This window comes from Rhodohalobacter mucosus (assembly GCF_003150675.1).
GTDB lineage: Bacteria > Bacteroidota > Rhodothermia > Balneolales > Balneolaceae > Rhodohalobacter > Rhodohalobacter mucosus.
Genome location: NZ_QGGB01000003.1, coordinates 174,311 through 194,674, shown reverse-complemented (window position 1 = coordinate 194,674; position 20,364 = coordinate 174,311). Strand labels below are relative to the sequence as shown.

The 20,364-nt window shown below is 46.1% G+C and carries 24 protein-coding genes; 6 read left to right on the top strand and 18 right to left on the bottom strand.

The window, feature by feature from the left end; genetic code table 11:
• Nucleotides 1-62 precede the first annotated feature (62 nt).
• Nucleotides 63-233, top strand: coding sequence for a hypothetical protein (locus DDZ15_RS16675; RefSeq protein ID WP_158278615.1), 171 nt, complete (start codon nucleotides 63-65; stop codon nucleotides 231-233).
• A gap of 145 nt (nucleotides 234-378) precedes the next feature.
• Here DDZ15_RS16675 and DDZ15_RS04085 read toward each other — a convergent pair whose 3' ends face one another.
• Both DDZ15_RS04085 and DDZ15_RS04080 read right to left on the bottom strand, forming a co-directional pair.
• Nucleotides 379-768, bottom strand: a complete 390-nt coding sequence (locus DDZ15_RS04085) for a hypothetical protein (protein ID WP_109645157.1) — start codon at nucleotides 766-768, stop codon at nucleotides 379-381.
• Between the two features lie 25 nt (nucleotides 769-793).
• Complete coding sequence (locus DDZ15_RS04080) at nucleotides 794-1,546, bottom strand: ParA family protein (RefSeq protein WP_109645155.1); 753 nt, start codon at nucleotides 1,544-1,546, stop codon at nucleotides 794-796.
• A gap of 459 nt (nucleotides 1,547-2,005) precedes the next feature.
• Between DDZ15_RS04080 and DDZ15_RS04075 the strand changes: the two genes are divergently transcribed.
• The 3 genes from DDZ15_RS04075 (at nucleotide 2,006) to galE (ending at nucleotide 3,848) form a co-directional block, all read left to right on the top strand.
• Nucleotides 2,006-2,398 carry an acyl-CoA thioesterase gene (locus DDZ15_RS04075; protein ID WP_242978872.1) on the top strand — a complete coding sequence of 131 codons (393 nt, stop codon included), beginning with the start codon at nucleotides 2,006-2,008 and terminating at the stop codon, nucleotides 2,396-2,398.
• A gap of 18 nt (nucleotides 2,399-2,416) precedes the next feature.
• The gene (locus DDZ15_RS04070) at nucleotides 2,417-2,764 is read left to right on the top strand and encodes a taurine dioxygenase (RefSeq protein ID WP_242978871.1); all 348 of its coding nucleotides are present in this window, start codon (nucleotides 2,417-2,419) and stop codon (nucleotides 2,762-2,764) included.
• Nucleotides 2,765-2,837: 73 nt separating this feature from the next.
• Nucleotides 2,838-3,848, top strand: coding sequence for a UDP-glucose 4-epimerase GalE (galE, locus tag DDZ15_RS04065; protein ID WP_109645153.1), 1,011 nt, complete (start codon nucleotides 2,838-2,840; stop codon nucleotides 3,846-3,848).
• Nucleotides 3,849-4,541: 693 nt separating this feature from the next.
• Here galE and DDZ15_RS04055 read toward each other — a convergent pair.
• The gene (locus DDZ15_RS04055) at nucleotides 4,542-5,621 is read right to left on the bottom strand and encodes a M20/M25/M40 family metallo-hydrolase (protein WP_109645760.1); all 1,080 of its coding nucleotides are present in this window, start codon (nucleotides 5,619-5,621) and stop codon (nucleotides 4,542-4,544) included.
• A gap of 148 nt (nucleotides 5,622-5,769) precedes the next feature.
• Here DDZ15_RS04055 and DDZ15_RS04050 point away from each other — a divergent pair, with 148 nt between their 5' ends.
• Nucleotides 5,770-6,216, top strand: coding sequence for an acyl-CoA thioesterase (locus DDZ15_RS04050; RefSeq protein WP_109645149.1), 447 nt, complete (start codon nucleotides 5,770-5,772; stop codon nucleotides 6,214-6,216).
• Complete coding sequence (locus DDZ15_RS04045) at nucleotides 6,209-7,459, top strand: HD domain-containing protein (protein ID WP_109645147.1); 1,251 nt, start codon at nucleotides 6,209-6,211, stop codon at nucleotides 7,457-7,459. The genes DDZ15_RS04050 and DDZ15_RS04045 overlap by 8 nt, the downstream gene beginning before the upstream one ends.
• A 60-nt stretch (nucleotides 7,460-7,519) precedes the next feature.
• Here the strand turns inward: DDZ15_RS04045 and DDZ15_RS04040 are convergent, their stop codons facing one another.
• The 15 genes from DDZ15_RS04040 to DDZ15_RS03970 form a co-directional block, all read right to left on the bottom strand.
• Entirely contained in the window at nucleotides 7,520-8,629 is a 1,110-nt protein-coding gene (locus DDZ15_RS04040; RefSeq protein WP_109645145.1) for a response regulator, read from the bottom strand.
• A 103-nt stretch (nucleotides 8,630-8,732) separates the two neighbouring features.
• Nucleotides 8,733-9,203 carry a dihydrofolate reductase gene (locus tag DDZ15_RS04035; RefSeq protein ID WP_109645143.1) on the bottom strand — a complete coding sequence of 157 codons (471 nt, stop codon included), beginning with the start codon at nucleotides 9,201-9,203 and terminating at the stop codon, nucleotides 8,733-8,735.
• The gene (locus DDZ15_RS04030; protein ID WP_109645141.1) at nucleotides 9,200-10,051 is read right to left on the bottom strand and encodes a thymidylate synthase; all 852 of its coding nucleotides are present in this window, start codon (nucleotides 10,049-10,051) and stop codon (nucleotides 9,200-9,202) included. The genes DDZ15_RS04035 and DDZ15_RS04030 overlap by 4 nt, the downstream gene beginning before the upstream one ends.
• Nucleotides 10,052-10,071: 20 nt before the next feature.
• Entirely contained in the window at nucleotides 10,072-11,454 is a 1,383-nt protein-coding gene (gene mgtE, locus DDZ15_RS04025) for a magnesium transporter (protein ID WP_109645139.1), read from the bottom strand.
• Nucleotides 11,455-11,566: 112 nt separating this feature from the next.
• The gene (rnc, locus tag DDZ15_RS04020; protein WP_109645137.1) at nucleotides 11,567-12,331 is read right to left on the bottom strand and encodes a ribonuclease III; all 765 of its coding nucleotides are present in this window, start codon (nucleotides 12,329-12,331) and stop codon (nucleotides 11,567-11,569) included.
• An 11-nt stretch (nucleotides 12,332-12,342) separates the two neighbouring features.
• Entirely contained in the window at nucleotides 12,343-13,587 is a 1,245-nt protein-coding gene (gene fabF / locus DDZ15_RS04015; RefSeq protein ID WP_109645135.1) for a beta-ketoacyl-ACP synthase II, read from the bottom strand.
• 27 nt (nucleotides 13,588-13,614) lie between these two features.
• The gene (locus DDZ15_RS04010) at nucleotides 13,615-13,851 is read right to left on the bottom strand and encodes an acyl carrier protein (protein ID WP_109645133.1); all 237 of its coding nucleotides are present in this window, start codon (nucleotides 13,849-13,851) and stop codon (nucleotides 13,615-13,617) included.
• A 125-nt stretch (nucleotides 13,852-13,976) separates the two neighbouring features.
• A complete protein-coding gene (gene fabG / locus DDZ15_RS04005; RefSeq protein ID WP_109645131.1) occupies nucleotides 13,977-14,720 on the bottom strand; it encodes a 3-oxoacyl-[acyl-carrier-protein] reductase in 744 nt (247 codons plus the stop codon).
• 18 nt (nucleotides 14,721-14,738) lie between these two features.
• The gene (fabD, locus tag DDZ15_RS04000; RefSeq protein ID WP_109645129.1) at nucleotides 14,739-15,623 is read right to left on the bottom strand and encodes an ACP S-malonyltransferase; all 885 of its coding nucleotides are present in this window, start codon (nucleotides 15,621-15,623) and stop codon (nucleotides 14,739-14,741) included.
• 21 nt (nucleotides 15,624-15,644) lie between these two features.
• Nucleotides 15,645-16,631: a beta-ketoacyl-ACP synthase III gene (locus DDZ15_RS03995; RefSeq protein ID WP_109645127.1), complete on the bottom strand. Its 987-nt coding sequence runs from the start codon at nucleotides 16,629-16,631 to the stop codon at nucleotides 15,645-15,647.
• Nucleotides 16,632-16,648: 17 nt separating this feature from the next.
• Nucleotides 16,649-17,635, bottom strand: coding sequence for a phosphate acyltransferase PlsX (plsX, locus tag DDZ15_RS03990; RefSeq protein ID WP_109645125.1), 987 nt, complete (start codon nucleotides 17,633-17,635; stop codon nucleotides 16,649-16,651).
• 16 nt (nucleotides 17,636-17,651) lie between these two features.
• Nucleotides 17,652-17,831, bottom strand: coding sequence for a 50S ribosomal protein L32 (gene rpmF, locus DDZ15_RS17055; RefSeq protein ID WP_109645122.1), 180 nt, complete (start codon nucleotides 17,829-17,831; stop codon nucleotides 17,652-17,654).
• Nucleotides 17,832-17,847: 16 nt separating this feature from the next.
• Nucleotides 17,848-18,381: a YceD family protein gene (locus DDZ15_RS03980; protein ID WP_109645120.1), complete on the bottom strand. Its 534-nt coding sequence runs from the start codon at nucleotides 18,379-18,381 to the stop codon at nucleotides 17,848-17,850.
• A gap of 41 nt (nucleotides 18,382-18,422) precedes the next feature.
• Nucleotides 18,423-19,058 (bottom strand): deoxynucleoside kinase, encoded by a 636-nt coding sequence (locus DDZ15_RS03975; protein ID WP_109645118.1) that lies wholly within the window; start codon nucleotides 19,056-19,058, stop codon nucleotides 18,423-18,425.
• 2 nt (nucleotides 19,059-19,060) lie between these two features.
• Nucleotides 19,061-20,353 carry a glucose-6-phosphate isomerase gene (locus tag DDZ15_RS03970; RefSeq protein ID WP_109645116.1) on the bottom strand — a complete coding sequence of 431 codons (1,293 nt, stop codon included), beginning with the start codon at nucleotides 20,351-20,353 and terminating at the stop codon, nucleotides 19,061-19,063.
• Nucleotides 20,354-20,364 lie beyond the last annotated feature (11 nt).

Here is a 20,364-nt window from a genome sequence, read left to right as displayed (position 1 = left end):
AACGATTATGCCCCGGTTGCTGTAGTAGGAAACAATAGTAAGTAATAACGAATCAGAAAGTTATGGAACCTGTAACAATACTGGTACTAGTGGTGGGCATACTTGTAACCTTGGTTGCGGCGCGTGGGCTCTATGAATCCAGGCGTGAAGTGATGGAAGAGTATGAAGAAAAGCGCCGCCAGAAGCTGGCCTACAGAACAGAAGAAGAATTTATCGAAAACCCGCTTCAATAATTGCACTTCTGATATACGATGCGGGCTGTATCATATAATCTTTTGATGCCTTATCTGTACGAATGGACCGGAATCAGGTTCCGGATTCCGTAAGGGTAGAAATTGTGTTCGTGCGGAATCAGGTAAATGCCTGAACCGGTTCCTGTTAAAAACCCCTGTCCAGGATAAAGTTTTCTATCGCATCCGAAGCTACAGAAGAGTAGGTAGCGTCAATCGCTTCTGAGTAAGATTTAAGGCGCTCAATAAGAGACTCTTCCAGGTAGTAGCTAACAACTTTTTTCTTCACCGGTTTAGCCGGTTCTTCAGAACTGGGAACTTCCCGTTCAACAAGCTCCGAGGAAAGCGCATCATCCGAGAAAAGATGTGCACGCCGTTTCGCTCTGTCACTCGCAGTAGCTTCAAAAAGTGATGTTACTGAACCCTTTATTTCTGTCTCTTCATGACCGCCATTGATATTCGGAATGAACGAAAGATCCGATTGTTCCGAATAGTCAGAGCCAAGTGGAAAATGGCCCAGGCTTTTTTTCGTATTCATATCAATCCTATTGATGAGTAGATGACTAATGGCCGTTTCTGATCTCCTTGGCAAACATTTGATAGTCGATGGCTCCGTTGCTTTCACCATCATATTCAAATATCGTTTTATGATGACTTGGGGCTTCGGCAAGCGCCACATTATCCCTGATTACCGTGTTAAAGACCTTTGCACCGAAGTAATCGCGAATGTGTCCAACCACTTCCCTGTTCAGGTTTTTTCGATTGTCGTACAGCGTACAAAGAATACCTTCAACTTTCAAATTCTTGTTGAGGCGTCGCTGAACCACCTGAATGACATCCATCAGTTTCGACAATCCGTGAAGTGCAAGGTATTCCGACTGAAGTACGATTACCAGTTCATCAGCAGCCGTAAATGCATTCAGGGTTAATACACCAAGGTTTGGCGGACAGTCAATAAGGACAAAATCGTACTTTCCGCTTACCTCCTGCAGTGCATCCTTGAGCAGCATCTCCCTGGCGGGAATATTTACAAGCTCCATTTCGGCTCCGGAAAGCTCGATGGATGACGGAAGGATATCAAACTGTTTATGCTTCATGATGATGTCTGTAACAGCTACATCACCTTTTAGTAGATGGTATACATTCTTGTCAATACGGTTTGAATTGAGTTTAACCGAGTAGGTCAGGTTAGCCTGCGGATCCATATCAACCAGTAAAACCCTGTACCCTAAATTAGCGAGACCGGCACCCGTATTTACCGTCGTAGTTGTTTTCCCAACCCCGCCCTTTTGATTTGTAAAAGCTATTTTCCTCATTACTCCATGGGTAATCGTTGATTATTAAAGCTCGCTGTAGTGTACAATACGAAATGATTTATCAATAATAAGGATAATTCTAATAGAAGATCGTTACAAGTGTATTATAGAAAAGGTTAGCAAAAAGAAAAAGGGTGCCTTATCAGGAGCACCCCTTTTGCCGTTATTTGATTGTCGATAGTAGTCTTGGAGTTACTACGGGGGAATGATAAAGCGAGCATGTTACCAAACTGTTAACGCGGGGTTAAGCTTGGATTTAAAGGTTTGGCCAATGTAATAAACAGGTTGCATGTGAGTCCTAATACTGATGGGCTACAAATTGAAGTAAAAAAGATGGGTCGTCACATATCTTATACTTCAGCCAACTTTTTGTATCTTGTGATTTGATACATCTAAATCTACAGACAAATGCACGATCTGCCGGTCACGCATTTTATAACACGATCCAATTTTTAAACAATGCCTGATATTTATCCCGGAATGAGGTTTTTCAGCCGCAAACTGATCAAGCCTGAGGACCTGAATGCACACGGCACCCTCTTTGGGGGCAGTGTTCTGGCCTGGATTGATGAAGAAGCGGCCATTTATGTGATATGTCAGCTGGGGAAAAGCAACATTGCAACCAAGTTCATGTCGGAGATCGACTTTGTGAGCTCTGCGAAACTGGGTGATATCATAGAAATTGGCATGGAAACGGTACATTTCGGAACAACATCCATCACCGTTAAGTGTGAAGTGCGTCACAAATTTACCAAACAGTCAATAATCAGGATTGATAAAATTGTATTCGTACATCTTGATGAAAACGGGCGTCCCACACCCCACGGTGTATCTGAGCCTGCCAATGAATAGAATGCAGAAAACAGGACTATGAGTAATCAGAACCCACTTGTGGATATTGAGCTGATCAGCGAAATGCTGTATCAGGATGAAAAGTATATCAAAGAGTTTGCGGGAGCCTCCATGCAGTCTTTTTCAGAGTTCAGGGAGCAGTTCAGAAAGTACGTTCTTGCGCGTGATATGGAAGAACTTCGTCGGGCCGGACATAAAATTAAGCCTGCTGCACTTATGCTGAACCTGAACGTGATTATTGATATCTATGAAGAGTCTAAAACACTCATCGAAGAGGACGCTCCGGATGCAAAACTTCACGGAGTTGCAGACCGAATGGATGCTTATTGCAACCAGATACTGGATGAATTCAGCAACATTGTCTGAGCGTACATGATGCAACACATACCTGCTCGTCTTTCAATTAATTAAAAGGGATACACCTCACCATCGTACCATTATGAAACGAATTCTAGTTACCGGCGGAACAGGATTTATCGGAAGCCATACGACACTTGAACTACTTGAAGCCGGTTTTGACGTGGTTGTTATGGACAATCTCCACAACAGCAAAACAGAGTCGTTAAACCGGGTCCGGCAGATCACCGGAAAGGAAGTGGTCTTTCATAAACTGGACCTTCTGGACACTGAAGGGCTTTCATCGCTATTTAAGCAGTATACGTTTGACGGAGTAATACATTTTGCAGGACTGAAAGCGGTAGGTGAATCCGTGGAGGATCCGCTTCTTTATTATAAAAATAATATATCAGGAACTGTAAACCTATGCGAAGCAATGAGTGAAGCCGGGATAAAGAATCTTGTCTTCAGTTCTTCTGCAACCGTTTACGGTGATCCGGAAACCAGCCCGATACCCGAAACCGCGCCGGTTACCGCTGTGAATCCATACGGGCGCACCAAACTTACCATAGAGTACATACTGAAGGATCTGTACCGCTCAGACCCGGAATGGAATATTGCACTGCTTCGATACTTTAATCCGGTAGGAGCGCACGAAAGCGGATTGATCGGCGAAGATCCGAACGGAATTCCGAATAATCTGATGCCTTTTGTGACGCAGGTGGCAGTAGGCAAACTGGATAAACTGAACATATTCGGGGATGACTACCCCACGCACGACGGAACCGGTGTCCGCGACTACATACATGTAACAGATCTTTCAGTGGGTCACCTGAAAGCACTTGAAAAACTGGAAGAGAATCCCGGTGTTGTGACCTACAACCTGGGGACGGGCAACGGGTCAAGTGTTCTTGACGTGGTAAAAGCATTTGAAAAAGCGACCGGTATATCCATCCCCTATAAAATCGCACCGCGACGGCCCGGTGATGCGGCCATATGTTATGCCGACCCCGCCAGGGCAGAATCGGAACTAAACTGGAAAACCGAACGCGATCTCGTTACAATGTGCCGCGACGCATGGAACTGGCAGTCAAAAAATCCGGAAGGGTTTTAGGATTCAGGGTTCAGGGTTCAGGGTTCAGGGTTCAGGGTTCAGGGTTCAGGGTGCAGGGTGCAGGCGGCAGGGTGAAAATACTCTGATATCGTATTATCGCATAACGTCAATCAGAGTTCATCCGGGTCAATGTGTCAGTGATCAGTGTGACAGTCGAACAAATTATCATTAATCGGTTGTTCTGTTCATCTGCTCCCCAGTTATAGATGACTCTCACCATGTTCCGGAGGAACATCTGATCGGTAGCCCAACGGGCGCCAACGGCCAAAACCTCCGGGCTGAATGGTTGAAAAACCACGAATTACATTACGGAGGTTACAAGCAAAATTTCTGATTTCAGGAAGGCTATACCGAATTCGAGGGACTGTACTCCGAGCCGAAGGCGACTTCCGCGAATTGAACTGCACGCGGCAGGGTGCAGGCGGCAGGATGTCGGGAACCGACGAACAGAAGAAGAATGCCGAATAACCAAGTGTTTTTCTCGAAGGGAAGACGATTGACAGGCAGAATGTGGAAAGTGACTGGTTCCTAACTCTCGGGACAACCGGAGAATAAAGAGATCTCAGATAAGCTTTCGCATATAATCAATCAGAGTTCGTCTATTTTCTGCCTTTTGCCTTAAACCTGACACTCTGATAACAGTCGCAAATCGCTCATCACAAGTCGAAAATACCCAGTCGCAACTCCCCTCTCCTACAGCGCCGTAAAGCTATGATCAGGCTCCAAAGCAAGTACGGTGTGAGTCATCAGGTTGATAAGCTGTTTTACATCGTTCAGGGATGCGGTTTCAACCGGTGAATGCATATATCGCAGCGGAAGTGAAATGAGTGCGCTGGGTATGCCGGTACGCTGGTAGAAAATACTGTCCGTATCCGTTCCTGTGCGCACGCTGGTAGCTTCGTGCTGGATATCAATTTTTTTCTCTTCAGACACTTTTTCAATTAACCGTACCACCTGCGGATGGTTTGCTCCGCCATGCTGAATTGAGGGGCCGGACCCCATCTTAACGGCACCATGCTCTTTTTGATTGATGCCCGGGGAATCGGTTGCATGAGTCACATCCGTTACGAGCGCCAGGTCGGGCATATGGCGATAACTCATCATTCTGGCACCAAACCCGCCTACTTCTTCCTGTACCGAATTCAGTGCTATCACGTTCACGCTCAGGTCTTTTCGCTTCTTCTTTAAATTCCTCATCACCTGTGCAATTACAAATCCGCCAATGCGGTTATCCAGGGCCCTTGCCGTTATGATTTCATCATTCAGCAGCTCAACCTGATCAACGTAGGTTACGGGGTCGCCCACCTGGACCAGGCTGAGAGCTTCTTCTTTGCTTGATACTCCTATATCAACAAAAATATCTTTCCATGAAGGCTCCGTACCGCCGCCGTTTTTTTTGTCCTGCAGATGAATGGCCGTATTGCCCACAACACCTGATACTATTCCGTTCCTGTTATGAATGTGAACACGTTTGGCGCGTGCAATAGTCGAATCGCTGCCTCCCAGCTTATTCAGCGTGATAAATCCGTCGTCACTGATGTGCTGCACAACCATGCCAATTTCGTCCGCATGCGCTTCGAGCATAACAGTTATGACGTCTGCATTTATATCAAGGCGTGCAATGGCCGATCCATAGGCATCGCTTTCTACCCTGTCAGAATAATTCTCCAAATAGGATTTCCAGACCTTTTGCCCTTGTGATTCATACCCTGTAGGACTTGGTGTAATGAGCAGTTTTTCAAGAAAATCGAATGCTTTTGTATCAAATATCATAAATAAGCCGGCCTGTTTTGTCTGAGTATTATCGTGGTCAATATACATAACGGATCTCTATCATAGGAAACCTATTTGAACGGATCCGCATTCATCTTTAATAAGATTTCTATGTACCTTTTCACCATCACCAAAACGCAGTTAATCCATGTACAGACCTGAATACGATCCTGACATTTTTTTTCACTGGAAAACTTTGAGTGTTAGATTCAGAGACCTCGATCCGCTGAATCATGTCAACAATTCGGTATTCAATACTTATTTTGAAGAAGCCCGGATTGATTTCATCCATCATGTTCCGGAGATGAAAGCTTCCATGAATGAAGGAAAATCATTTATTCTCGCACATTTGGAAATGGATTATGTGAGTCCCGTTTACAGCGGTGAAAGAGTGATTGTGGGTTCTTCCATGAAAGAGCTGGGGAACAGTAGTGTTAAAGGGATACAGGCACTCTACACGGAAAGCACGAAAAAGCTGAATGCGGTTTGCGAAACGACGGGCGTATGGTTTGATCTTCAGCGAAACAGGCCGGCCCGGCTTCCTGAAATTTCCAATCCCGGTCAATATCTGTTTAAAATGAATAAGAATGGATAAGAGCAAACAGTATAAAATTTTCAGCGACCCTATTCACGGGTTTATTACCGTTCCAAAGGGAATTATCCTGAAGCTGATAGATCATGCCTATATCCAGCGCCTCAGGCGTATCAGACAGCTTGGACTGGGCTATCTTGTATTTCCTGCCGCCGAACACTCCAGGTTTTCACACGCAATAGGAGCGCTGGAGCTGGGACAGCGGGTTCTGAAAAATTTGAGGGAAAAAGACACCACCATCAGCGAAGCAGAGCTGAACGGCACACTGATTGCCATCCTGCTGCACGATGTTGGCCACGGCCCTCTCTCGCATACACTGGAACACTCCCTGATCCGTGACTTTAACCATGAAATGATGTCTCTGCGAATCATGCAGGAGCTGAATACCGAATTTGACGGTGCCCTTGAAACTGCTATTCGGATTTTTACGGATCGCTATCCAAAAAAATTTCTGCACCAGCTTATCTCCTCCCAGCTTGATATAGACCGCCTCGACTATCTTAAAAGGGATAGTTTCTTTACCGGCGTTTCTGAAGGTTCTGTGGGAATAAACCGGATTCTGAAAACAATGCGGGTATTTAAGGGAAATGTGGTAATCGAAAAGAAGGGAATCTATGCAATTGAAAATTACATCCTGTCCAGAAGACTGATGTACATGCAGGTGTATCTGCACAAAACCGTACTATCAGCCGACTCCCTTCTGAAACAGATCTTTCGCCGTGTCCACTTTCTGTGGAAACACGATAAGCTTCCCCCTATTCCCTCACATTCGCTTCGATATTTCCTGACCGAGAGGCCTTCTGCCAGAAAACAGATTACATCCGAAATGCTGAATCATTATATGCGCCTGGACGATCATGATGTGTACATCAGTATCAAATCATGGTCTGAAGCGGAAGACGCTATTCTTGCAGACCTTTCAACCCGTTTCCTTAACAGAAAATTGTTCAAGACCACATTTACCAGCAAAAAAGAGCAAAAAAAGCTGCTTGGTGATTTCAGGGACCGTACATCCCGGGAGCTCAAGCGGGCCGGTTTGCCACACGACGATGACTCTGTATCTTTTTACCTGGATGCTGATGAGAGTTTCAGCGAGGCGTATAAATATGAAACGGAAAGTATCTGGATTCTGGATGATGACGACAAGGCCATCGAATTTTCAAAGGCGGCAGACACGAAACATATCATTGCACTGACCAAACCGGTGGTAAAACCGTACCTGGTTCACATGAAAGAGATTATATAGATAACATGAGCTTCCCAAGGGGATCCCTACGGGGAATGAGGACTTTTTCGGTTCATTTCCTTAACCCGAACTGACCTTAGATACTTTTTCAAACTCCCGGATGATGGAGATAAGCTCGCCCTCCTTAAAAGGTTTTTTTACCAGCCCGTTAAATCCCTTCTCCTTCAGTGCTTTATCGCTGTTGTAGAGCGAACTTGCAGTGACGGCAATAATGGGCACGGTTGCACGCTCACCCTTCATTTCACGAATTTGATTTGTTGCTTCGAGACCGTCCATTACCGGCATACTCAGGTCCATCAGAATCATATCGAACCACTCTTCCGATATTTTTTCCACCGCCTCCCGTCCGTTCTTGGCCTCAGTAACATCATATCCGTTCCTTTTCAGGATAATCTTAAGAAGTGTACGGTTAATCGTTACATCATCGACAATAAGTATTTTTTCAAGTCCATTATCACGCTTGCTGTCAACCTTATAGATTCGGCTGATCTCCTGGTCCATAAGCAGGTTTTCGATTCGCTTTTTCAGCAATGCGGAGTGATCTGATATCGTATGAAGCTGGCGCTTTTGTTCACGGGTCAGATTCTTTTCACCCGCCAAAAGCTCACTGTATCCCATGATCGCATTCAGAGGGGTATTAAGTTCGTGCATCCACTGACTTACATACTCATCGTCCAATATGACATTCTTCTCTTCGTGGATCTTAATGAGGCTGCCCAGCAACTGTCCTTCATCCGTCGTTACCGTTGCATACTTCACAAAGAACTTTCTCCCCCACATATTAAACGTGAACGTTTTATTGTCAATCTTATACTTGAGCAGCTGTTTCACCAGATCGTCCGGAATGCCGATCTGCCGTACCGGTTTATTATCCACCTGGTGTTTAATCAGGTTAAAAAGCTCGAGGAACTTGTCGTTTGCAAATTTAACGACATTGGTGGTATCCAGAATCAGATCTGCCGTTTCGGAGTTGGACGTTATCGTTTTCAGGTAGCTGTAGCGCTCACTGGACGTGAGCACAAAGTTCTCCCGTGACCTGCTTTTCAGAAAGAGGTAGGCTACCAGAGAAAACAGCATCAACAGTGTGATGAGTAAAACCTGGTTGGTCGTATTGTACAACCAGATTTCGTTTAACAGGTAGAACTGAGATATTTCGGCGTAATTCCCCACGAATTTGTGATATAAAAGTACGCCATCTTATGTAAGACATTCAGTTAATCTTTTATAACAATGATCGCCAGTTTAGAACCTTGTATCGTATTGATATTTAGATTTATATGCGATCGTAAATTATAAAATCAAAATCGGAATGCTCTTCTCTCCACGTTTCTTTCCATATGCTTCCAATATCGTCCCTGTACTCTGGAAAAGTTGTATCCCCTTCATACTCCTGTCTGATACGTGTTATTATCAGACGGTCTGCCATCGGAAGGGTTTGCCGGTATATCTCTCCTCCGCCTATGATAAAAACCGATTCCCTGTCAGAAAGATAAGAGAGTGCTGAATCGATATCGCTGAACGTTTTTACGTGATCATACGTCCTGCTGCGGCTCAAAACGATGTTTTCTCTTCCGGGTAGTGGCTTCTCATTCAGCTCCTCAAATACAACACGCCCCATCACAATAGGGTGCCCCATCGTCTGCTTCTTGAAAAACTTTAGGTCTTCACTGTAATGCCATGGCAATTCCCCATTTGAACCAATAACCAAATTGGGATCATGGGCTGCAATCAAAATCAGTTTCATACAGCAACCGGAAATTTTATGGATGGATGAGGATCATATCCGGTTAGTTTGAAGTCGTCATATTCCAGTTCATCAACCGGTTTTCTGTTAATTTCAAGTTTGGGCAGTGGACGGAAATCGCGAGTCAGCTGTTCTTTCAAACCGTCTATGTGGTTTACGTAGATATGAGCATCAACGATGGTATGTGCAAAAACACCGGGTTCCAGCCCCACGTCCTGTGCGATGGCCATCGTGAGCGCTGAATAGCAGGCCAGATTAAAGGGTATTCCCAATGCTATATCACCTGATCGCTGCGTAAGATGGCAGTTCAGACGGCCGTTTGAAACATTGAAAATGTACATGATATGGCAGGGAGGCAGCCCCATTTCATCCAGCAGACCCGGATGCCAGGTTGAGACTACAATTCTGCGGCTGTTGGGATTTTTCCGAAGCATATCTATGGCCCTTTGAACCTGGTCAAATTCTTCATATCGCCACGCTTTATGGGAATCGTCCTCACCCAGTTTTCGATATACCGAGCCGTCATCCGCCTTCAGATAGGGAAAACGTCTCCACAATACAGGGTAGATCGGGCCTACATATCCATCTTCCTCAGCCCATGCATCCCATATGTGAACGTCGTTTTCATCACGCAGCCACCGGATATGATCTTCTCCCCTCAGGTACCACAGCAACTCCATGATAACCGATTTAAAAAAGACCTTTTTTGTGGTAAGGAGAGGAAATCCTTTCGATAGATCCACTTTGTAGAACTCTGCAAAATTGGATAGAGTGTCCGTGCCTGTACGGTTCTCTTTTCTTACTCCGTTTTCCAGTACGTTTTTTACCAGGTCATGATATTGCTTCATAGCACAGTTTAATAAATGTATTACAGCACAACACCGCTAAGCAGTGCAACGGCAATTGAAAAGTAAATTAGGATTCCTGTTACATCAACGAGCGTGGCTACGAATGGTGCCGAGGTAACTGCAGGGTCAAGGCCCACTTTCGACATGATGAACGGAAGCATCGAACCGCTCAGATTTCCAAATATAACCACACCAACCAGACTCATACCAACGGTAAGCGCCTGAAGAAACACCGCCGTTGTAAATGGCTCTCCCCTGAATACCATCCAGGTGCTGATTACGACAGTACCCATAACGCCCAGAATGGTACCTAAGAGCATCCCCGAGAACAGCTCCCTTCTCAAAACCATCATCCAGTCTTTAAGCCTGATGTCATCCGTAGACAGTGCCCGTATAATCAGCGTGGCCGCCTGGGAACCCGAATTTCCGCCGCTGGATATAATCATTGGGATAAAGAGAGCCAGAACCGCTGCCGCTGCAAGAGTGTCTTCGTATCCGGCCATTGCCGATACGGTTAACATCTGGCCCAGAAAGAGAAGAATCAGCCAGCCCGAACGCTTGCGAACCATTTCGGTAATGTTGGTCTGTGAGTAATAATCATCCAGGGCGCTCATACCGGCCATCAGCTGCATATCTTCCGTGGTTTCCTCCTCCGCAACGTCCAGAACGTCATCCACGGTTACAATGCCGACCAGTACGCCCCCCGAATCAACTACCGGCAGTGCTACGCGATCGTATTTACTGAGCATTTTCACGGCCTCTTCCTGATCGTCGAAAGCGCTCAGCGCCTCGAACGACTCATCCATAATGTCTTCTATGTGAGATTCAGGACTGGCCAGAATCAGCTGATTCAGGCGAAGGTCATCAATAAGCTGTTCCTGTTCATTTACAACGTAAATCACGTTTACCGTTTCAGCGGTACGACCGTATTTTCGGATATGTTCAAAGCTTTTGCTTACGGTCCAGTCACTGCGAATTTTCACATAGTTGGTAGTCATGAGCCGGCCGACCGACTCGGGCGGATAGCCAAGCAATCTGCGAACCTGGGCGAGGTTATCCGAATCCATTGAGGTAAAAACCTTCTGGGTAAGGTGTCCCGGAAGCTCTTCCATCAGCGCAACACGCTCATCGGGCTCCAGATTGTTCATGACGTCACTGAGCTGACGCCGGCTGAACACCTCCAGCAGTTCCAGCCCCTTCCCGGAACTCAGATAGGTAAATACATCTGCTGCCTTGCTTTTTTTCAGCAACCTGAATACAACCACAGCCACTTCAGGCTCAAGGTCTTCAAGAAGTTCTGCAATATCCACAGCCGGTACGTCGTCGAGCGACTCCTTGATGGCAATCCAGTCTTTTTTCTGGATCAGTTCATCAAATTCCGGTTTTAATAAATGTGCGATCATTGCTAAACCTGATTCTGCTGCTCGGCCTCAATTAACGGTACTAAGAAACGAAGGTTTCTGCACAAAAAACAAACCGATTTTACTCGGACAGCAATACCTGAAATACCCTGTTTTAATGCGGCAAATCCAGTTTTGCCAACGCGTCCCTTGCAGCCAGCTGTTCAGCCTGTTTCTTGCTTTTACCCTCACCCTCGCCGGCTTTCCTGTTATTCACAAATACGGCAACCGAAAACGTTTTATTATGACCCGGCCCCTCTTCCGAAATCACTCTGTATTCGGGCAGCGGCATCTTTTCAGCCTGCGTGTATTCCATCAGTACGCTTTTGAAATTATCAACCTTGGTCTCAATTTTTTTGAGATCGAGATAGCTGTTCAGGTTCTGCTCCACAAACAGGAATGTTTTTTCATAACCCTGGCTCACATAGATTGCTGCAATGATGGCTTCATATACATCGGCCAAAACACTTTTTGAGAGCTCCACACCCTGTCCCGAGGCTCTGTCTCCGATTTCAAGCGCTTTATTCAGCTCAAGGCTCAGAGCAAGTTTATGAAGAGTATCACCCTTTACTATCTTGGCTCTCATTTTTGTCAGAAATCCTTCGTTCTCGGTGGGGTATTTTTCAAACAGGATTTCAGTGACGATCAGGTCAAGAACGGCATCCCCCAAAAACTCAAGCCTTTCATAAGTTTCGTGTGACTCATATCCGGATTTATCGACAATGGACCGGTGCCGGAGTGCTTTGGTGAAAAAATGAAGATCCTCATCGGGTATCGAGATCCCCAGATTTTTTCTGAGCAGAGTAAGCCGTTCAACAGCAGGTTTATCCGGTTCCGGAGCAGGGTGTTTCCTGAACCATTCTCTCAGCCTGCCTATCATAAGACGGGTGGTTAGTCTTCAAATTTTTTGAACACGATCGTAGTGTTGTGCCCGCCAAATCCAAAAGCATTATTCATTGCATATGTCAGATCTCTGACTTCTGCTTCATTCACCGTGTAATTCAGGTCACATTCGGGGTCGGGGGTCTCATAGTTGATGGTTGGCGGAACCATTCCGTGATATACGGCCAGCAGTGTAGCCACCGATTCAGCCGCACCTGCAGCACCCAGCATATGCCCTGTCATCGATTTGGTGCTGTTGAGATTGATCTTATATGCGTGGTCACCAAAAACCTTTTTGATGGAGTTGGTTTCGGCAATGTCGCCCAAAGGGGTCGATGTTCCGTGCATATTGATGTGATCCACATCTTCCGGTTTTATACCCGCCATTTCAAGTGCACTTTTAAATGCCAGTATAACCCCGTTACCATCAGGGTCAGGAGCGGTAATATGGTATGCATCGGCAGAGAATCCGTAACCCACGATTTCCCCGTAGATTCGCGCTCCTCTTGCTTTTGCCGATTCGAGTGACTCCAGAAACATCATCGAAGCACCTTCACCCAAAACGAACCCGTCGCGGTCCTTATCAAAGGGACGGGATGCTTTTTCAGGTTCATCATTGCGCTTTGACAGAGCTTTCATGGATGAAAAACCGGCGATACCAATTTCCCAGACCGGTGCTTCCGTGCCGCCGCAGAGAGCCATATCGGATCGTCCATATCGTATTGAGTCGTATGCAAGACCGATATTATGAGACCCGGTTGCACAGGCCGATACTGCGCAGAAGTTGGCTCCGCGAAAACCATAGCGAATGGAGATCTGGCCGGCCGGCATATCCGGGATAAGCATGGGAATGAAGAATGGATTTACACCGCGCGGCCCATGCTCATGATGTGAAATTGACTGATCGTAGAATGTTTTCATGCCACCGATACCTGTGCCAACAAGAACAGCAACCCGATCCTTATTGATCGTGTCAAGATCGATCTTACTGTCTTGGATGGTCTCGTCAGCAACAATCAACCCGTACTGGGTAACCGGATCGAGCCTGCGGGCCTCCTTCCGGTCAAAATAGTTACCGGAGTCGAAATCTTCTATTTGTCCGGCAAACTTTGTCGGGTAGTCTGCTGTTTCGAAATGGGTGATAGGCCTGACGCCGCTTTCACCGGAGATAAGACCGTTCCAGAATTCGGGAGCGGTCTTCCCGACGGGCGTCATTGCACCTACACCGGTGACAACAACTCTTCGTTCAGTCATTAGCAGTGAGTTCGTTTACTACAGTGCTTACGATTTGTCCTGAATATACTTAACTGCGTCGCCTACGGTAGCAATGTTTTCGGCGTCTTCATCAGGAATGCTCAGGTCGAACTCTTTTTCGAACTCCATAATCAGTTCAACGGTGTCAAGAGAGTCGGCTCCCAGATCGTTTGTGAAGTTTGCATCAGCTGTAACTTCTGATTCATCTACTCCAAGTTTATCAACAATGATTGATTTTACTTTTGCTTCAACATCCTGTGACATATCAGTCCTTTCGATTTGAATTATGGTTAATTGTAATGATATAAAATTTTTGTCAGGAGAAAATACAACATCTCAGTGTAAAAAAAATACGAGATTGTGTTGCGTAAAAAGGTCAATAAAACGGGTTACATAGCCATACCGCCATCCACCCTTATAACTTCTCCTGTAATATAAGAGCTCAGGTCAGATGCCAAAAACGCCACCACGTTCGACACTTCATCAGGGTTACCGGCCCTGCCAAGCGGTGTTTCCGTTTTAATGGCCTCCAACACGTTTTCACTCAGCTTTTCGGTCATTTCTGTAAGTATATATCCCGGAGCAACGACGTTGGCCCGGATATTCCTGCTTGCCAGCTCTTTGGCATACGATTTTGTAAATCCGATCATCCCGGCTTTGGATGCTGCATAGTTGCTTTGACCCGCATTTCCGGAGATTCCGACAACCGAACCAATATTAATCACCGATCCGCCGCGTGCGCGCATCATCGGTTTGGTGGCAGCCTTGCAATAGTTGAACACACTTTTCAGATTGGTATCCAGAACCGCATCCCAGTTTTCTTCACTCATTCTGAGAATAAGGTTGTCTTGCGCAATGCCCGCATTATTTACAAGCACATCGATACTCCCCCACTCTTCCGTCAACGTGTTTATTACCTCTTCGGCTTTGGCAAAGTTGGTTGCATCGGCCTGCAAAGCCATTCCCCTGGCTCCAAGCGTTTCTATTTCAGTAACGGTTTCGTTTGCGGCATCTGCCGAACGTGAGTAGGTAACTGCTACATTGGCACCATACTCTGCAAGTTGTAGTGCAATGGCCCTCCCTATACCGCGTCCGCCACCCGTAACCAAACAATTTTTTCCTTTCAAATCCATAGTCAGGGTCTCCTTTTGCTATTCGTAACCTTCAATTTCGACATTTTTCAGAGTTCTTTTTACCAATCCCTGAAGCACCTTACCCGGCCCCACCTCCACGAACCGTTCAGCTCCGTCAGCTTTCATATTCTGAATTGTTGAGGTCCATCTTACGGGACTCATCAGCTGTTCAAGCACATTTTCCTTAAGCACATCCGCATCCGTTGAGGGTTTTCCTGTATAGTTGCTGTACACGGGGATTTCTGCCTCAGAGAATGAAACGGACTCGAGTTTATCAGCGAAGACATCATATGCAGGTTTCATCAGCGGTGAATGGAAGGCTCCGCTAACGGGCAGAAGGGTTGCAATTCTGCATCCTTTCTCCTTTGCGAGGGAAACGGCTTCTTTTACTGCATCCATATCACCCGATATCACCAGCTGCCCCGGGCAGTTGTAGTTTGCCGGAACGACCGGTTTGCCCGTTTTATCGGAAATTTCAGAACAAATTTCGTCTACCGTATCATCGTCCATACCAATAATGGCAGCCATGGTGCCTGGGTCCACATCTCCGGCCTGCTGCATAAGCTGGCCCCTGAGTGCAACCAATTCAAGTCCGGAATCAAACGTTAGCACACCGGCTGCTACAAGTGCGGAAAATTCTCCCAGGCTGTGACCTGCCACCATATCCGCTTGCTGATTCAGGGTTCTGAAGAGTGCAACCGAATGCAAAAATATAGCGGGCTGCGTGTTTTTGGTCTGCATCAGTTTGTCCTGAGGACCTTCAAACATGATATCGGTAAGTGCGTAACCAAGCACCGAATCTGCCTTGTCTGCAAGCTTTCTGAACAGGTCATTCGAGTCATAATGATCCTTACCCATCCCAACTTTCTGTGAACCCTGTCCCGGAAATAGAAATGCATTCATAATATGAGAATTAAATCTGGTCTATTTTGTCCACTGAAGATAGATTGCGCCCCAGGTCAGTCCCCCGCCAAAAGCAGAAAGCACCAGGTTGTCTCCTTTCTTCAGCTGGTCTTTCCAGTCATACAAACAGAGCGGAATCGTTGCGGCGGTAGTATTTCCATAGTGTGAAATATTGATCATCACCTTCTCTTTATCAAGGCCCATTCTGCGTGCAGTGGCGTCTATTATTCGCAGATTGGCCTGGTGAGGTACCAACCAAGCCACATCGTCTGCACTCAGGTTGTTTCTTTTCATAATTTCAAGCGACACATCCGCCATTCCTTCGGTCGCTTTCTTGAAGACGGCTTTTCCATCCTGCCTGATATAGTGCATTTTATTCCGAACGGTCTCCTCACTTGCAGGATTCATGCTTCCCCCCGCCGGCTGATATAGCATGCACTCTTCGTCTCCCTGGGTGTGGTGAACGTAATCGACAATTCCGCCCTCTTCACCTGATTCCAAAACGACGGCGCCAGCAGCATCACCAAACAGAATACAAGTGGTTCGATCGGTGAAGTCGATTATGGAACTCATTTTGTCTGCGCCGATAACCAGCACTTTCTTTGAGCGTCCCGATTCAATCATATTGCCGCCGGTGGTGAGTGCATATAAAAATCCGGAGCAGGCTGCAGAGAGGTCGAATGCAAACGCGTTGGATGCACCTATACGCCGCTGAACAAGGCCTGCAGTAGCCGGAAAGAGATAATCGGGCGTAACGGTTGCAACAATAATTGCATCAATTTCATCAGCCTGAACGCCTGCATCCTGAAGGGCATCTTCGGCGGCTTTAGCTGCCATAAAAGAAGTTGCCTTATCAGGGTCTTTCAGTATTCTGCGCTCTGAAATACCCGTACGGCTTCTGATCCATTCATCATTTGTGTCTACGTACTTTTCAAGCTCTTCATTTGTGAGCACGTAATCGGGCAAATAGCGCCCTACCCCGGTGATAATCGCTCGGTTTGAAGTCATTAAATTCAGAGAGAGGGTTAGTTATTAAGAGATGATATGATTTTACTATTCACCTTGTGCTCAACACACTGAGCAGCACTGAATATCATATTTTTAATTGCAACAGGAGAACTGCCTCCGTGACCTACAAGGCTGGTACCGTCTACACCCAGAAAAGGAACACCTCCAACATGTTCATAATTGAAGGTTTTGAGGCTTTTTTCCAAAATTGAATAAATTTGTCTCTGCATCTCTTCCTGAACGGCTTCACTTTTCATGGTAAGAGAGAGCATTTGCTGGAGTGCATCCGGGATGGATTCACCGAATTTGAGAACTACGTTTCCTGTAAAGCCGTCGGTGATATAGATATCGGTTTTCCCGAAGAGTATGTCCTTGCCTTCAATATTTCCAAGGTATCCCTTCATCTGACTGAGCAGCTTGTGTGAATTTTTTTGCAAATCAGTCCCCTTTTCAGCTTCTTCACCAACATTCAGCTGACCGACGGTGGGGTTCTCAATGCCCATAATTTCCCTGCAGAATATTTCGCCCATCTTGGCAAACTGGAGAATCATTTCAGGTTTGGGCTCAAGGTTTGCGCCGGCATCAATTAACAGGCTGATGCCCTTTATGGTTGGATAGGGCGCAACGATTGTAGGACGGATAACGCCTTCAAGCTTTCCTAAAATAAACGTTGAAGCGGCCAGGAGAGCACCAGTGTTTCCTGCACTCACAAAGGCGGAGCATTTGCCCTGCTTGTGCGCGGCGAGCCCGACGGCGATAGAGGATGACTGCTTGGTTTTAACCGCAGATGACGGAGACTCGTCCATGCCGATAATCTGGGGAGCATGAAGCAAATGGATGCGAGATGAATCATAGGAGTGTTTTAACAGCTCCTCAGATACCACATCTTCAGGACCGACGAGCAGGATCTGTATATCCGGGTTTTCTCCGGTGGCAAGAACTGCCCCGGCTACCGGATTTTCGGGATAATGATCCCCACCTACAGCATCAACTGCAATCATCATATTTAAAAGTTGTTAATTAGTTGGAAACGTTGATTACCTGCCTTCCGCGGTAATAGCCACACTCCATACATACATGATGATACTTGTGCATTGCACCGCAGTTTGTACACTCGGTGAGCACCACGTCAGAAATTTTGTGGTGAGACCGTCGTTTGTCTCTGCGTGCCTTGGAGGTTTTTCGTTTTGGATGCGCCATTTAATATATACTCAGTTTAGTTTGACTTCTTCAGTTTCTTAAGTTTTTCCCAGCGCGGGTCAATCGGCTGGTCACTACCGTCTTCGTTTTCAACATTTTTGCCAAATACCTGTGTTTCAAACTCAACAGGCTTACCGTCTTGATCAATCAGGTCCGGATGCAATTTTCTGATCGGAATCTGAAGCATGATCGTATCCCGCACCTCCTCATCAATTGAAATGGTGAGGTTTTCAGCATCAATTTCCTTTACTTTTCCTTTATCCGTTTCGTGTTCTTCCGGTGTTTCGGGATAAAACATCACTTCATAATCCCCCAAAACGGTTTCAGTAAATGGCTTCAGCGTGCGATCACAAATCAATGTTGTGTCGGCACTCACCTCAAACCAAACCCTGATAAAAAGGTCTGTCCTGAAAAACTCAACATGAACGTCCGCATTGAGCAGTGATGTATCATCATCCAGCTCTAAACTGTCTTCATCCAGAGACACATTACGCGTACTCTTTCCGTCCGGAATTTCCTGAAGCTCAAATGTTAATGGTGATGTTTTCACGACAGCTTATAAAAATAGAAAGATATAATTTTGAAAGCAATTCAATTAAAGAGTCCGAACAACCGCTGTTCAACCAGCCCGATTACTTTGCCCAGGTCCTCTTCACTGTTCACAAAATCCAGGTTATCGGTGTCAATAATCAGCTTTTCGTGCTCATAGCGATCAATCCAGTCTTCATACAAACTGTTGAGCCTTTCCAGGTATTCTATACGGATCGTATTCTCATAATTTCTTCCCCTTCGCTGTATTTGCCGAACCAGCGTGGGTACATCGGCCCTTAGATAGATAAGCAGGTCAGGCGGCTGCAGGTAGTGCACCATTTCAGCAAAGAGACTCCTGTAGTTCTCGAAGTCTCTGTTACTCATCAGTCCCATATCATGAAGGTTCTTGGCGAAGATCTCAACATCTTCATAAATCGTGCGATCCTGTATCAGATTTTCAGCTGCAGTCTGAATTTCTTTCTGGTGACGAAACCTGCTGGACAAAAAGTAAATTTGCAGGTTAAAACTCCAGCGCCGCATGTCATCATAAAAATCAGTGAGGTACGGATTGTTATCTACCGACTCGTAGTAGGTTTTCCAGCCAAAATTCTTTGCCAACAACCCGGTAAGAGATGATTTTCCGGCACCGATATTCCCGGCAACCGCAATATATTTTTTAGGTCTGATTTCACTCATTGTCAGTCCTTTTTTCCAAGTAAGCGGTACATGGCTTGTTTATAGTTTTCCACTCCCGGCTGGTTGAAGGGGTTCACATCGAGCATGTACACATAAACAGCCGTCATCAGTTCATAGAAATAGATGAACCGGCCAATTTGCTGCGCATTCAGTTTTTCGAGTATCACCCTGATTACGGGTACACCTCCTTCAAGGTGAGCCTGCACAGTGCCTTCCTGTGCACTGTGATTGATTTCATGAAATGTTTTTCCTTCCAGGTACCCCAACTCATCTGTGTTATCACTCATTGAAGTAATTTTCAAATCAGAAATCGGTTTTTCGATCACAAAGAGAGTTTCAAGCATATTTCTTTGTCCCTGCTGAATCATCTGTCCTATGCTGTGAAGATCGGTTGAGTAGCTTGCCGTGGCCGGGAACAGACCTTTCCCCTCTTTTCCTTCACTTTCGCCCAACAGCTGCTGAGTCCAGGCGGCAAATCCCATCATCTCAGGTTCAAACGAACCGATTACATCGAGTGCATACCCGTTTTTATGGAGTATGTAACGAATGGTAGCGTATTCCAGAATCTTGCCGGGGTCGGATTCAGTAAGCTCATATTCCGCAACCGCACCATAGTAGAGGGTTTGGATATCAATTCCTGCAACGGCAACCGGAAGCAGTCCTACGGGAGTCAATACAGAAAAGCGGCCGCCGATATCCCCCGGGATGACATACTTTGCATACCCCTCCTCTTCAATAATATTATTCAGAACACCTCCGGATTCGCCGGTGGTAGCCACAATGCGGTTTTTCGCCTCATCACCGTACTCTTCATGCATCCATGCCCGGATGGTTCTGAAAGCAAGTGCCGTTTCAAGCGTGGATCCCGACTTGGAGATCACATTAAGATAGACTCTCTTTGGCTCTCCATCCTCACGGGGTGATTTCAGGTACTCCATCAGATCGTGCAGGTATCTTCCGCCCATATGATGGCCTGCGTATAGTATTTCCAGGCCGCTACCCTCGAAACCGGATGTCAGCGATTCAATAATTGCCTTGGCTCCCGTGTAAGACCCACCTATGCCGCAGATAATAAAAATGTCTGCATTTTTTCTGATCTCTGCCGCATGACGTTCTATCCGTTCCAGTTCCGCATCGTTGGGCTCTTTCAGGATGCGTCTCCAGCCCAGCCAGTTATTACCCGGACCGCTTGCCTGCTCAACCTGGCGAAAGGCATTTTCAGCCATTTCATAGGTTTTTGTGTACTCTTCATCATCTATAAATTGACGGGCTCCGTCAACATCTGTTTTAATCATAATATCCTTAT

Bases quoted from the DNA above. Each gene is read 5' to 3' on its own strand.
- DDZ15_RS04035 (WP_109645143.1), bottom strand. From the start codon at position 9,203: ATGAAACTGATTTTGATTGCAGCCCATGATCCCAATTTGGTTATTGGT.
- fabG (WP_109645131.1), bottom strand. From the start codon at position 14,720: ATGGATTTGAAAGGAAAAAATTGTTTGGTTACGGGTGGCGGACGCGGT.
- DDZ15_RS16675 (WP_158278615.1), top strand. From the start codon at position 63: ATGGAACCTGTAACAATACTGGTACTAGTGGTGGGCATACTTGTAACC.
- DDZ15_RS03995 (WP_109645127.1), bottom strand. From the start codon at position 16,631: ATGACTTCAAACCGAGCGATTATCACCGGGGTAGGGCGCTATTTGCCC.
- DDZ15_RS04010 (WP_109645133.1), bottom strand. From the start codon at position 13,851: ATGTCACAGGATGTTGAAGCAAAAGTAAAATCAATCATTGTTGATAAA.
- rnc (WP_109645137.1), bottom strand. From the start codon at position 12,331: ATGATAGGCAGGCTGAGAGAATGGTTCAGGAAACACCCTGCTCCGGAA.
- DDZ15_RS04080 (WP_109645155.1), bottom strand. From the start codon at position 1,546: ATGAGGAAAATAGCTTTTACAAATCAAAAGGGCGGGGTTGGGAAAACA.
- DDZ15_RS04055 (WP_109645760.1), bottom strand. From the start codon at position 5,621: ATGATATTTGATACAAAAGCATTCGATTTTCTTGAAAAACTGCTCATT.
- plsX (WP_109645125.1), bottom strand. From the start codon at position 17,635: ATGATGATTGCAGTTGATGCTGTAGGTGGGGATCATTATCCCGAAAAT.
- galE (WP_109645153.1), top strand. From the start codon at position 2,838: ATGAAACGAATTCTAGTTACCGGCGGAACAGGATTTATCGGAAGCCAT.
- DDZ15_RS04050 (WP_109645149.1), top strand. From the start codon at position 5,770: ATGTACAGACCTGAATACGATCCTGACATTTTTTTTCACTGGAAAACT.
- DDZ15_RS04045 (WP_109645147.1), top strand. From the start codon at position 6,209: ATGGATAAGAGCAAACAGTATAAAATTTTCAGCGACCCTATTCACGGG.
- DDZ15_RS04075 (WP_242978872.1), top strand. From the start codon at position 2,006: ATGCCTGATATTTATCCCGGAATGAGGTTTTTCAGCCGCAAACTGATC.
- DDZ15_RS03970 (WP_109645116.1), bottom strand. From the start codon at position 20,353: ATGATTAAAACAGATGTTGACGGAGCCCGTCAATTTATAGATGATGAA.
- DDZ15_RS04070 (WP_242978871.1), top strand. From the start codon at position 2,417: ATGAGTAATCAGAACCCACTTGTGGATATTGAGCTGATCAGCGAAATG.
- fabD (WP_109645129.1), bottom strand. From the start codon at position 15,623: ATGAATGCATTTCTATTTCCGGGACAGGGTTCACAGAAAGTTGGGATG.
- fabF (WP_109645135.1), bottom strand. From the start codon at position 13,587: ATGACTGAACGAAGAGTTGTTGTCACCGGTGTAGGTGCAATGACGCCC.
- DDZ15_RS04030 (WP_109645141.1), bottom strand. From the start codon at position 10,051: ATGAAGCAATATCATGACCTGGTAAAAAACGTACTGGAAAACGGAGTA.
- rpmF (WP_109645122.1), bottom strand. From the start codon at position 17,831: ATGGCGCATCCAAAACGAAAAACCTCCAAGGCACGCAGAGACAAACGA.
- DDZ15_RS04085 (WP_109645157.1), bottom strand. From the start codon at position 768: ATGAATACGAAAAAAAGCCTGGGCCATTTTCCACTTGGCTCTGACTAT.
- mgtE (WP_109645139.1), bottom strand. From the start codon at position 11,454: ATGATCGCACATTTATTAAAACCGGAATTTGATGAACTGATCCAGAAA.
- DDZ15_RS03975 (WP_109645118.1), bottom strand. From the start codon at position 19,058: ATGAGTGAAATCAGACCTAAAAAATATATTGCGGTTGCCGGGAATATC.